This window comes from Prochlorococcus sp. MIT 1314, from assembly GCF_034093315.1.
Lineage (GTDB): Bacteria > Cyanobacteriota > Cyanobacteriia > PCC-6307 > Cyanobiaceae > Prochlorococcus_A > Prochlorococcus_A marinus_Y.
Map to the genome: position 1 here is coordinate 198027 of NZ_CP139300.1, position 12076 is coordinate 210102.

General features: G+C 30.0%; 13 protein-coding genes. All 13 read right to left on the reverse strand.

The genetic code is table 11. From position 1 onward, the window contains the following. Position 1 precedes the first annotated feature (1 nt). Positions 2 to 883, reverse strand: coding sequence for an acetyl-CoA carboxylase, carboxyltransferase subunit beta (gene accD, locus SOI86_RS01165; RefSeq protein ID WP_320681796.1), 882 nt, complete (start codon positions 881 to 883; stop codon positions 2 to 4). A 139-nt stretch (positions 884 to 1022) separates the two neighbouring features. Continuing rightward, a complete protein-coding gene (locus SOI86_RS01170; protein WP_320681797.1) occupies positions 1023 to 1922 on the reverse strand; it encodes a phosphoribulokinase in 900 nt (299 codons plus the stop codon). A gap of 89 nt (positions 1923 to 2011) precedes the next feature. After that, positions 2012 to 3085, reverse strand: a complete 1074-nt coding sequence (leuB, locus tag SOI86_RS01175; RefSeq protein ID WP_320681798.1) for a 3-isopropylmalate dehydrogenase — start codon at positions 3083 to 3085, stop codon at positions 2012 to 2014. A 28-nt stretch (positions 3086 to 3113) separates the two neighbouring features. Continuing rightward, entirely contained in the window at positions 3114 to 4148 is a 1035-nt protein-coding gene (lpxD, locus tag SOI86_RS01180; RefSeq protein ID WP_320681799.1) for a UDP-3-O-(3-hydroxymyristoyl)glucosamine N-acyltransferase, read from the reverse strand. Between the two features lie 19 nt (positions 4149 to 4167). After that, a complete protein-coding gene (gene proB / locus SOI86_RS01185) occupies positions 4168 to 5250 on the reverse strand; it encodes a glutamate 5-kinase (protein ID WP_320681800.1) in 1083 nt (360 codons plus the stop codon). Then, the gene (locus SOI86_RS01190; RefSeq protein WP_320681801.1) at positions 5247 to 5741 is read right to left on the reverse strand and encodes a YqeG family HAD IIIA-type phosphatase; all 495 of its coding nucleotides are present in this window, start codon (positions 5739 to 5741) and stop codon (positions 5247 to 5249) included. The genes proB and SOI86_RS01190 overlap by 4 nt, the downstream gene beginning before the upstream one ends. Positions 5742 to 5746: 5 nt before the next feature. Further along, complete coding sequence (locus SOI86_RS01195) at positions 5747 to 6283, reverse strand: DUF3727 domain-containing protein (protein ID WP_320681802.1); 537 nt, start codon at positions 6281 to 6283, stop codon at positions 5747 to 5749. Between the two features lie 26 nt (positions 6284 to 6309). Next, complete coding sequence (gene ruvX / locus SOI86_RS01200) at positions 6310 to 6771, reverse strand: Holliday junction resolvase RuvX (RefSeq protein ID WP_320681803.1); 462 nt, start codon at positions 6769 to 6771, stop codon at positions 6310 to 6312. Then, positions 6768 to 7823, reverse strand: coding sequence for a hypothetical protein (locus SOI86_RS01205; RefSeq protein ID WP_320681804.1), 1056 nt, complete (start codon positions 7821 to 7823; stop codon positions 6768 to 6770). The genes ruvX and SOI86_RS01205 overlap by 4 nt, the downstream gene beginning before the upstream one ends. Beyond that, positions 7820 to 8989, reverse strand: a complete 1170-nt coding sequence (locus tag SOI86_RS01210) for a hypothetical protein (RefSeq protein WP_320681805.1) — start codon at positions 8987 to 8989, stop codon at positions 7820 to 7822. The genes SOI86_RS01205 and SOI86_RS01210 overlap by 4 nt, the downstream gene beginning before the upstream one ends. A 14-nt stretch (positions 8990 to 9003) precedes the next feature. Beyond that, positions 9004 to 9555 carry a thylakoid membrane photosystem I accumulation factor gene (locus SOI86_RS01215; protein WP_320681806.1) on the reverse strand — a complete coding sequence of 184 codons (552 nt, stop codon included), beginning with the start codon at positions 9553 to 9555 and terminating at the stop codon, positions 9004 to 9006. Between the two features lie 14 nt (positions 9556 to 9569). After that, the gene (locus SOI86_RS01220) at positions 9570 to 11186 is read right to left on the reverse strand and encodes a DUF3685 domain-containing protein (protein WP_320681807.1); all 1617 of its coding nucleotides are present in this window, start codon (positions 11184 to 11186) and stop codon (positions 9570 to 9572) included. A gap of 79 nt (positions 11187 to 11265) precedes the next feature. Beyond that, positions 11266 to 12033, reverse strand: a complete 768-nt coding sequence (hisA, locus tag SOI86_RS01225; protein WP_320681808.1) for a 1-(5-phosphoribosyl)-5-[(5-phosphoribosylamino)methylideneamino]imidazole-4-carboxamide isomerase — start codon at positions 12031 to 12033, stop codon at positions 11266 to 11268. Positions 12034 to 12076 lie beyond the last annotated feature (43 nt).

Sequence of the window (12076 nt, forward strand, 5' to 3'; positions counted from 1 at the left end):
TTTATATGTTAGCTTCTGCAATTTCTTTTACACCATGAATTTTTAAAATTTTGGTCAAAGTATCTTTGAGATCTTTCCTTTTCACTATTACATCAACAAAACCATGCTCAAGAAGATACTCAGCTGTCTGAAAATTATCGGGTAATTTTTCTCTTAATGTTTGTTCAATAACCCTTCTACCAGCAAATCCAATAAGAGCTTTTGGTTCCGCCAAGATTAAATCTCCTAACATTGCAAAGCTAGCTGTAACCCCTCCAGTGGTTGGATGAGTTAATAAGGGCATATATAGAAGATTTCTTTCTTTATGTTTTTTTAGTGCTCCAGATATTTTTGCCATTTGCATGAGACTTAACATACCTTCCTGCATCCTTGCCCCACCTGATGCGCAAACAATAAGAATTGGGTAATTTTCTGTAGTTGCTCTCTCAATTATCCTTGTAATTTTTTCACCAACTACTGAACCCATGGATCCTCCCATAAATCTAAAATCCATAACAGCTAATGCTAAAGGCATTGAATTTACAGAACAGAAACCTGTTATGACTCCATCTCTTAAACCTGTACCTTCTTGACTTTCCTTAATTCGATCAGCATATGCCCTTCTATCTTTAAAACCTAAAGGATCTGTAGGACTTAGTGAACTGTCAAACTCTTTGAATGAATTTTTATCAGAAATTATATTTATCCTTTCATCGCTATTAATCCTATTGTGGTGTCCACAATTACTACAAACATTGAAATTTGAAATTAGGTCTTTTCTATAGGCTACTTGCGAACATTCTGAGCATTTAACCCACAAACCATCACCCTCGTCAGTATCTTGAGAAACTTTCCCAACAAATTGATCTTTACGCCTTGCGGCAAACCAGTCGATTAATGACACAACTTTAACTGTTTTTTCTATTTAAATCTAAGTAAGGTACTTTTATCAAGAAAGATATATAAAAATTTGAGATTTAGTAGATTAGAAACTCCTTAAAGTTTAAAGAACATAATGTTTTGATTTGATTATTGATAATTAATTATCCTTTATTTTTTTCCTCGATCATTTTATGAATTATTGGAGTGAGAATAAGTTCCATTGCGAAACCCATTTTTCCACCATTGACAACGATACTGGTTGGACTTGACATGAATGAATCGTGAATCATTCCAAGCAAGTATTGAAAATCAATTCCCCATTTTTCTCTTGCCCCTTTTCTGAAATGTATGATCACAAAGCTCTCATCAGGAGTTGGAATATTCCTACATATGAAAGGATTGGAAGTGTCAATTGTGGGTATTCTTTGGAAATTAATATCGGTTTTACTGAATTGTGGACAAATATGATTTATATAATCAGGCATTCTTCTCAATATAGTATCCACAATGGTTTCAGCTGAGTAACCTCTTTCTGCGTTATCTCTATGGATTTTCTGAATCCATTCTAAATTAGTTATTGGTACAACGCCAACAAGTAAATCAGCATATGATGCCACATTGTATCCATCACCTTCTACCCCGCCATGTAAACCTTCATAAAAAAGTACGTCAGTTCCCTCAGGAATATCTTCCCATGGAGTAAATTGCCCTGGTTCTAGAGTTGTACCAAGTCTTGTATTATGTTCTTCCGCTTCTTCAGGACTATGTAAATAATATCTTTTCTTCCCTCCTCCAGTTTCACCATAGATTTTAAAAAGTTCTTCTAGCTTGTCAAAAAGATTAGCCTCTGGACCAAAGTGAGAAAAATTTTCACCTTTTGAAAGAGCCTCTGCCATAGCTTTTTTCATAGGCATTCTTTCAAACCGGTGGTAACTATCACCTTCTACAACTGCGGGAACAATATCTTCTCTGGCAAAAATATGCTCGAAGGCTCTTTTTACTGTACTTGTTCCTGCTCCTGAAGATCCTGTTACAGCGACTACTGGATGGCGTTTTGACATTTTTTAAAAACAATATCTAATGATTCTGACAGGTCATATGCCAACTTTATGTTTAACTTAAAAATATTTTTTTATTTATTAATTTTTTTTTAAATTTCATCTAATATTTTATCTCCGATTTCACTGCAAGATAATACTTCTGATGACCCATCTCCTAAATCCGCTGTTCTAAATCCTTTTGATAAAACTTTATCAATAGCAGTTTCTAAATTCTCTGAGGCTTCTTCTTCATTTAATCCAATTTTCAACATCATTGAAGCCGATAAAAGCATTGCAATAGGATTTGCGATGTTTTTGCCAGCTATATCAGGTGCTGAACCGTGAACAGGTTCAAAAACCCCCGGACCATTATTGTTTAGAGATGCAGATGGAAGCATACCAATAGAACCAGTTAACATTGCTGCTAAATCACTTAAAATATCACCAAATAAATTACTAGTTAAAATTACATCAAATTGGCCAGGATCTCTGACTAATTGCATTGCAGCATTATCAACGTACATATTGCTTAAAGATATATTTTTATCTTTTGAGGTGATATCAAAAACTGTATCTCTCCATAATTGACTAACCTCAAGAACGTTTGATTTATCCACAGAACATATTTTTTTATTTCTTTGATTAGCAATTTTTATTGCTATTTCGGTTATTCTCTCTATTTCGGCAGAATCATAAACCATGGTGTTGAAAGCTTTTGGGATTTTTGTATTTGTTATATTTCCTCTTGGGTTTCCGAAATAAATACCGCCTATTAATTCTCTTACAACAATAAGATCTACATTCTCAACGATTTCTTTTTTTAATGTACTTGCATCTACAAGAGATTTTCTTATTTTGACAGGCCTAATATTCGCGAAAAGGTTTAGGGCAGATCTTAACTTAAGTAAACCACTTTCTGGCCTTAATTCTCTTGTAAGAGAGTCATATTTAAGATCTCCAACACATGCTAAAAGTACTGCATCACTTTTCTTGCATTGATCTAGTGTCTCATCTGGAGCAGGAGTTCCATATTTTTCATAAGCTATCCCTCCAAATGATTTTTCAATAATTTCAATATCAAAATTATGTATTTTTGAGAGCTTTATTAAAATTTTTTTTGAAACTTCTGAAATCTCTGGTCCAATTCCGTCACCTGACAATAAAACAGTCTTATATTTCTTCATTTAAATTTTTGTTTAATAAAACAATAAATTATTGCTTGTCTAATTGTCTAAACTTTTTTGCTAATTCTGGTAATTTTTTAAAAATACTTGAACTCCTTAGCCATGATTTATTATCCATCGCGGGGAAACCACTAATTACCTTGCCATCATCTATGTCACAATGGATCCCGCATTTTGAACTCGCTATGACATTATTTCCAACTTTTACTCTATTATTAACTCCTACTTGGCCTGCCAGTATAACTCCATCTCCAATTTTTGCTCCTCCAGCGATACCAACTTGAGCAGCAAATGCGCAATTTTTGCCAATTTTAACTCCATGACCTATTTGGACTAAATTATCTAACTTGGTTCCCTCATCAATGAAAGTAAACCCCACTGCGGGCCTATCAATGCAACAATTCGTTCCAATTTCAACAAAACTCATTATTTTTACACCACCTTTTTGAGGCATCTTTACCCATTTGCCATCTTTAGGAATAAAACCAAATCCCTCTGATCCAATAACAGAATTTGAATTGATTACAATATTATTTTTTATAGTGGTGTTTTCGTAAATAACACAATTTGGATGAATTATATTATTATTTCCTATCCGAACATTTCCTAAAATTGATGCTCCAGCAAGAATTTGGTTGTTTTGACCAATTACAGTATTTTCTCCTATGTAGACATTAGGTCCAATATGGCAACCTGCTCCAATTATTGCCGTTTTATCTATAACCGCTGAAGAGTTAATTCCTGGTTGAATGTTGATAGTTTTATATAAACAATTCAATACTTCTGCAAATGCAATTCTTGGATTTTTAACGATTATGTTAGAAATATTGAGTTTCTTTAATGCATTAACTATTTCATTATTGTTGGAAGTTATTATTGCTGATGCTTTGGTTTGATCTAATTTTCCTTTAAGGATATTATTTTCTTCTAAAAAAGATATTTGATGATCACTTGCTTCATCTAAAGAGGCAGCATCCTCTATATTTAAATCTTCAACAATATTGGCACTAATGAAATTTGAATTTTCTTTTTTAAGAAGATCAACTAAGTCACTTAAGAGCATTTTCAGGTTTAATTTTTTTCTAAGAGAGAGCTAGAACATCTCTGTGTACGACGATTATCGAAGAGTTGTTATTTTCTGTATTAATTAAGATACTTCTTAATTTGTCACTACTTATTGATACTAAACCTTTTGCAACTTCTTTATTATCTGTATTTACGATTTTAACTGCCTGATTAACAGTAAAGTTACCTTCTACATTCTTAACACCAACCGCTAAAAGTGAGGCACCTTTTTTTTTAATTGCAAAAAAAGCGCCATCATCTAAAGTGATTTTTCCTACTGTGTGAATTGCATGAGAAAGCCAACTTTTTTTGTTTCCTATTGGTTTTTCCACTGGATAAAATAAAGTTCCAATTTTATTATCATTAAAAATTTCAATTAAATTTTTTTTATTCGTTCCATCGACCAGTTGAACTTCAACCCCACCTTTTGTTGCTATTTCTGCAGAAATTAGTTTTGTAGAAATTCCTCCTGTTCCCCACTCATTATTAGGGTTTTGAGTGTTTCTATCTTTAATTTCTTTTAATTCACTGTTATAAACCTCTTTAATAGGATGCGCATCCTTATTCTTCCGTGGATCTTTTGAATATAAATTTTCAATATCTGTTAATAAAATAAGCTTATTAGCATTTATTGCTAAGGCAACTAAAGCAGAAAGGGTGTCATTGTCTCCATATTTAAGCTCTTCATTTGCTACGGTATCATTCTCATTTACTATTGGAATAACATTCAAATCGATTAATCTTTTTAAAGTTTTAGAAGCGTTATTAAAAGATTCTCGAGAATTAAAGTCAGCTTTAGTAATTAAAATTTGAGCAATATTGTGACCTAATTTATCAAATACTTTATCGTACAAAGACATTAAGTTGACTTGACCTACTGCAGCAGTAGCTTGAAGTGTACTTAAATCATTTGGTCTCGTTTTAATATTTAATTTTTGGCAACCTAATCCAACGGCTCCACTAGTTACTAAAATCAATTTATTCCCTTTTGAAAGAAAACTTTTAAAGGATCTACAAAGGGTTTCAATTACTTCTTCAGTAGATATTTCCTCTGTTCCTCTTAAAATACTAGTACCAATTTTTATGACCCAAATTTTCATTTTATAAAAAGAGAAATTAATTTTTCTATTGTCAAAGTTAAATTAAATTTAATAGGCAAGCCATCTCTCTTTAATCGCTTAACTAATATTGTTTTTATATTACATCTATTTCCAACAATAATATCTGTAAAAATCCTATCGCCAATAATGGCTATTTTTTTTCTTTCGTAATTAACTTCTTTGATTGCATTCAAAATCATTTTTTTTCTTGGTTTTGAGGCATTGTATTTGTATCTTAAATTTAATTCTTTTGCTATTTTCGCGATTCGTTTTTTTGATGGATTATTACTTATTAGATATAAGGAGAACAGTTTTTTAGATTCACTGATCCAATTTTTTACCGCTTTTGGAATTATAGTTGAGTTTCTATTTACTAGAGTGCCATCAACGTCTAGTAATAAACAATGAATTCCTTTTTTTTGTAATTCAGATTGAGATATCTCATATATTGGTAAATTTGAATCCCAATTCACTTTTAGGATAGATCTCATTAATTTTAAGAACTACTTTTTTCAAGTTCAGATTCAATCAAAGGTTGAATTTTATCAAACTCATCATCTTCAATTAATAAGGCTCCTTTTCCTTTTAATTTACCCACAATAAAAAAAGGATCTAGTGGAATATATAAGCCATATTCTTGATCAAAAAGATTAAAGTTAACAAGCAATTCATAACTCTCGCTATCATCATCGATGTAATCTTCTTCTAATTCATCGTAAATTGGTTCTTCAAGTTCTCCTGATACTGTCAATGTGACCGCTGATCTGATAAGTCTTAAATCATGTTCTTGAAGAACCGCTTCAGCATTTTTTAGTATTTGTTCATTTTTATCTACTTTTTCAATTAGTTCAGGTTCATCTTCATCATTTATCTTGAAAAGACTTACTGGAGTGTCAACTGGTGTTAGCAAAGCATATTCCTCCCCTTCAACACTTACTAATTGTTCAAGATAACAAAAGAGCTCGTTTCCATTTGAGTCATTTAATATTAGTGTCTGCGCCGAATAATTATCATTTGAGTTAGTCTCTTTCATTTAAAATAATCTAATTCTTTTTAATACTAATATTTTATCTCACCTTGACCAGCTAATTCTTCTAATTCAGGACCTTCTTCGATCCATTGTTCAAGTATTATTTTTGCTGAAAAACTATCAATTAATCCAGATTTGTCTTTTTTAATTCCAAATTTGTTTGAAGATTCCCATGTTGAACTATGTTCGTTGACGTAAGAAAAAGGAAGCCTTAATTCATTTGAAAGCAATTGACCGTAATTTTTACAGTCAATTGCTTGAGAGGTCATTTTACCTTCCTCATCAAGTGGAAGGCCAACAATAAAACCGGTCAAATTAAATTCATATATATGATTTCTAATAATTTTAAGCTCTTTATTATTTTCAAACCTTTTTACCGCTGGGAGTATATTCGACGTTATGCATAGGGGATCACAATAAGCCAATCCTATTCTTTTGATTCCTACATCCAAACTTAAAATTGGCTTGGGTTTAGGTTTACAAAATTTCACTTTGTTTTTAGTGGAAAAGGAGATGGATATGGATTACCTTGTGGATTTAATTTTTCAAAGATTGATTCCAAAGATTGATTGATTTTATTGACTTGTTTGGCTTCATTCTTAACTATTGTGTTTCTGATAAGAATAATTTCTTGATTTTTTTCTTTTAGATTACATTCTTCGAAAAATGTATTAAGTTGAGTATTCTCTTTATATGTTTTTAGATTAGAATTGGGAGCATTTGCAAAAAATCTTTTTATAAATTCTTTTAAAATATTATTGAATCTACTATCCCAATATTTACTTATAGTTAAAGTATAAATTTCCTCGTCTTGATAATTAAGATCTTTTAAAATTGTACATAAAACAGAATTTTCATATATTAAGGTACCACTTTTAGAGTTGTTTCTTTTAAGAATATCGTCTTGATCAAAATCTAAAATATTTCTTATTAAAGGTGATTGATTTGATCTTATGAAATTTACTATTTTCAATATATTTTGTTTACTAATGTTTTGGAATTCATTAATTGATGAATAACCTTGGGTATTTTGCTTTATAGATTTTTTGAGATCACAACCATGCCAAAGTATTATCTCTCCAAACGGTTGAAAGCCTAATTCTCTTGAGGTTGATATAAGGTCAATATTGTTTATATCCGAGTTAATGATGCAACTTGAAGTCTTGATGTCTGATATTGAGATTGATTTTTTTATCAAACCTAAAGTTAATTGTTTGTCTGTTAAAGAACAGTTTTTGTTAATTAACTTTGGCTTAGATATTTTTAGGCAAGTCTCTTTTTTATTCAAAGGGAAAATATTCAAATAACCAATTATTTCGTTTCCACAAATGGCTATTATGCATTTATTCTTGTTTTTTTTAAGATTATTTAAAAATATTTTTAAGTCATCAAAGGTATTAATAATTGCCATCTTTAAAAACCAATTATTCAATTTCCTATTTTTGATATCTATTAAAAGGTTAATGTGACGTATATGGAGTTCTTCAAAAGTTACTTCAATTCCTTTTTCAGTCTTAAAAGAATTAGATGTATCTTTTTTCATTTACTTTTTTCTCTTATTAACACTATAGGAGTTTTTTCATCACCATTGCCAGCCGGATTAGATATTAAGTTTATTTTGAGTATTTCATTCACTGCTTTATTTGAACTAGCTAATACTTTTACTCCTCCAAGATCGTTAACATCGACTACAGCAACATCTATATTTAAATACTTTGAGACCTCCTTACAAAACAAATCCGCATTCAAAGGACCCATAACTATACTTTTATCGTAGGGTGTGACTGTACCACTTATATCATCAATTAGAGATGATTCCGAACCAGTTAATCTATAAAATATCCCCTTAATGCCAACTAATTTAAAGAGAAATCCAACAATTAATGCAACGGTTATTCTTGTAACCCCAATTTTATTTATTAATAATTGCATGCCGCAAGCAGTTGCGAGACTGCTTGTGGGATGAAAAAAATAACATAAAGCTTTCGCAAAAAAATTATATTCTAAATTTTGAGGAGAAATATATCTACTTTGCATAATCGCAAGTGGTGTTTCTCCGATTGTTAAAATGTCATTTTTTTCTGCAATTTCTTTGCAGTATTCGATAACTGTATTTACTGGGCTATCAAAGCATCCAAGTAAATCAGTTTTAATAGCAAAAGCATTATATTTATTATTTATTGGAATTTCGAAAACTTCTTTCGGTTTTTGTTTTTGACCATCTAAATTAATTAAAAAACAATCCTTTTTTTTTGAAATACCAAAATGACCATAATTCTCCCAATATACTTTTAACCATATATATTTTATTTTTTTTCTAAAATTATCATTGCTAAATTTATAGATGACTCTTATGAATAATTCTGAATTTGACTTAATAATTGTTGTTGGCCAATAATTATTTAAATTCTTTTCTTTATTTTTATCATATAAATAAATATCTTCTTGATAATTGAAATTTTGGTAATATTCGTTTCCTTTGCTTTTGAAAAAATCCAATTCGAAATTCAAATTAGTTACCATTGTCTCCTTGGTTTTACTTTTATTAATTATTTTGAAGTCAATAGTAATTTCGTTTATACCATCTTTTTTTTTGATTTTATAATTGATAGGTAAAAGAGCCAACTTTGATTTGGGTATGTTTTTAATGCATAAATCAGAAATAATTAAGAAAATTAGTAAAAATAAAAGGATATGTAAAAATAACATTTTTTATGAAATATTTAATTATTTTTATTTTCTTTTGTTTCTGAAATTGTACTATTGTATTCGTTAAAGGCTTCCACTGAGAATGAGGAGTTTTTATCTGTTTCGAGCCCTGTTGATTCACTAATAATGTTATTCAAATCTCCAAAGTCAACCATCCCATTGCTATCAAATTTAATTTGGCCATTGCGATCCAGAATGATGGTTTGAGGAATTAATCCATTCCAATAAAAATTGGGTTCAGTTGGTTGATCAGATTTCTCTTCATTTTGTAATTCATCTGTGGTTAAAGCAATAATATCTATATTTTCCCTCCATATCAAATCTAGACCTGATATCACCGGAGCCATTGCTTTGCTATCAGAACTATCATCAAGGTAGAAAAATAGAATTGATACCCTTTTATTTTTTAATGAATCCTTGAGTGTTGTCTTAGGAGGAACTATTGCTCCATTACCTGCATATATAGGAAAAATGTTGCCATCATAACTGTTAGTATCTCTGTACGCATTTGCTTTATATGGACTTAATAAAATTAATGCTATTAAAAACCATTGAAATATTTTCATTAAAGATTAAAAACTTACTTGGAACTTGATCTTCCTAATCCTTGAAGGATTCCTTTCCCCACTAAACCGATAGCTTTGCCAACGACTTTTGTTAGGAAAGTTACGAAAAGATTACCGATATACTTTACAGCAACTTCTAACTGGGGTGCTACTGCATCTCTTATCTCAACTAATAATGTAACTTGTTTTTGAATCCATTCGAGATTCTCTAGTTCTTTCTCCCTATTTTCATTTTTAAAGTATCTGGTGAATTTTTTATCGATAATATCAATGTATTCTCGTTTACTCTCATATAAGTAGATAGGCATGTAAATGTAGTCATGCCAGCGATTATAGTTATTAATATTATTTCTAAATCTTTCAAAATTCCTTGTTGATTGTAATTCAGGATTTATAAGTAAAGTTCTTAATTCAGGCCAAGAAGAACAAATATTAAAGATTTCAGAAGCTAATAAATTACAGTTCCTTATTGTCCAATTTGAAATTATATTTTCAAGGATTATAAATGATTCTGTTTCATATAAAGGGAGTAATTTGCCGTCATAATCAAGAGCTTCATTTTTAATAATGGGGTCGATAAACATTATTGTTTGATGACATTCTCTATCTTTCTCTTCACAACTTACTTGACTATAAATAAAATCTTTTATTGAAATAGATTCGCTTCCTTTTCTTAATCTAAAATAGTTGTCTGTAATGTTTGAAATTGTATTAACTTTAAGTTCTTTTATAAGAGAACTTAAATCATCCTTGAAATCATTTTCTTTATAGTTTGCTTTAATTTTTTTTACTAAATTATTTAATTCGTCTAACATTTTACATATTAGACGAGATATGAACTCTTTCTTTATCCCTGAAAGAATTATAGATGAATTATTAAATTCAACCTCTAAGTTAGTTGAACTATACCTTTCTTTTAGTCTATCTATAATTAAATTCCATATTTCTGTAGTGTTTTTATCTTTAATGAATACAGTGTTCTTATTTTCAAGATTAATTTTATTTTCAGTGTAAACTGCCTCTGTATAAAGTTCTAGTGAATTACCCCATAAGAAAATTAGAAAAGATTTTGCAGTAATAAGTTCTCTTAATCTTCCTTTTAAAATGAATTTATAAAATTCTGGTGTTGAATCAGAGTTGACATATTTGAAAATATAATTAATTTCAGAATCTATTTGTTTAAGACCTGAAGTTAGAATTTTTTGACTAAAAGATAGAGGCTTATCTTTATTTAATTGAACTCGGGAATTATTTTCAATATCAAATACCCTTCCTCCATTTAAAATGGTATCAATAGATTCAAGAACTTTTTCTGCACTGGGATTTAAAAGAAAACCTTCAGCATTTAAAGATGGAGGGGTATTTGCTTCATAAACAAATTCGCCAGAGAGAATTATAAGAAACTTTGACTCATCATATCTTTCTCTTAATTTTAATAATTCTAACCTTATAAGATCTTCTGATTTGAAATTAAGAACATTCCATATAACTAAATCAGGAGTTTTATCACCTGTTCCATTATTAAAATTAATGTCTAAATTTTGGTCTAGTGATGTTAACTTAAGTGATAAAGATTCTGCTATTAAGCTTGGAGCAATAATCAATATCGATTTTTTTGAAATTAATTCCAAGACTAGATTTCTTATCTCTTATACAAAATTAACTAACAATTACTGCAAATACCAGCCTTAAATCAATTTTTATACTCTTTTAAGCGTAGTAATTTCTGTTTAAATCAAAGTCATTTAATCTCTCTGATGACAATATATTATTCGCTTCGTTTATCGTGAATTTATTTTCATATAGAGCTTTACCTACAATTACTCCAAAGAGTCCAGAATTTTCAAATTTCACTAACGATAATAAATCAGAAATTGAACCAACACCCCCTGATGCTATTACTGGAATATCTGTAATTTCAAGTATGCTTTTTATGAATTCTTCATTTGTTCCTTCTAAAGTCCCGTCTGTATTTATATCTGTAATGATAAAACTAGCAATTTTAAATGAAGAAAACTCCTTTACTAGATCTGTGGCGAAAATATTAGATTGCTCAAGCCAACCCCTTGTACTAACTTTTCCATCTTTTGCATCTATACCAACAATTATCCTTCCAGGGAATTTATTTGATAAGTCTTTAACTAATTCTTTATTTTCTATTGCAGAGGTTCCCATGATAACTTTTTCAATACCATAAGAAAATAATTGTTCTATCCTTTCTTGAGACCTTATCCCCCCACCTATTTGTATAGGTATGTTAACTGTTTTTGCAATCTTTTTTATTGATTTATCGTTTGTTGGGGATCCAGTTTTTGCAGCATCCAAATCAACTATATGTAAATGTTTTGCCCCTTCGCTTTCCCAAAATTTAGCTTGCTCATGAGGCTCTTTGGTGAAGTCTTTTCTTTTATTAAAGTCGCCTTTAAAAAGCCTTACACACTTACCATTCATTAAATCAATTGCTGGTATTAGGTCCATAGAATCATCCTTTTCATTAATTACTTATTAGTAGTACTATTCA

Excerpts from the sequence above, each read along its gene's own strand:
- SOI86_RS01170 (WP_320681797.1), bottom strand. The coding sequence starts at position 1,922 with ATGTCAAAACGCCATCCAGTAGTCGCTGTAACAGGATCTTCAGGAGCA.
- leuB (WP_320681798.1), bottom strand. The coding sequence starts at position 3,085 with ATGAAGAAATATAAGACTGTTTTATTGTCAGGTGACGGAATTGGACCA.
- lpxD (WP_320681799.1), bottom strand. The coding sequence starts at position 4,148 with ATGCTCTTAAGTGACTTAGTTGATCTTCTTAAAAAAGAAAATTCAAAT.
- proB (WP_320681800.1), bottom strand. The coding sequence starts at position 5,250 with ATGAAAATTTGGGTCATAAAAATTGGTACTAGTATTTTAAGAGGAACA.
- SOI86_RS01190 (WP_320681801.1), bottom strand. The coding sequence starts at position 5,741 with ATGAGATCTATCCTAAAAGTGAATTGGGATTCAAATTTACCAATATAT.
- SOI86_RS01195 (WP_320681802.1), bottom strand. The coding sequence starts at position 6,283 with ATGAAAGAGACTAACTCAAATGATAATTATTCGGCGCAGACACTAATA.
- SOI86_RS01205 (WP_320681804.1), bottom strand. The coding sequence starts at position 7,823 with ATGAAAAAAGATACATCTAATTCTTTTAAGACTGAAAAAGGAATTGAA.
- SOI86_RS01210 (WP_320681805.1), bottom strand. The coding sequence starts at position 8,989 with ATGTTATTTTTACATATCCTTTTATTTTTACTAATTTTCTTAATTATT.
- SOI86_RS01215 (WP_320681806.1), bottom strand. The coding sequence starts at position 9,555 with ATGAAAATATTTCAATGGTTTTTAATAGCATTAATTTTATTAAGTCCA.
- hisA (WP_320681808.1), bottom strand. The coding sequence starts at position 12,033 with ATGGACCTAATACCAGCAATTGATTTAATGAATGGTAAGTGTGTAAGG.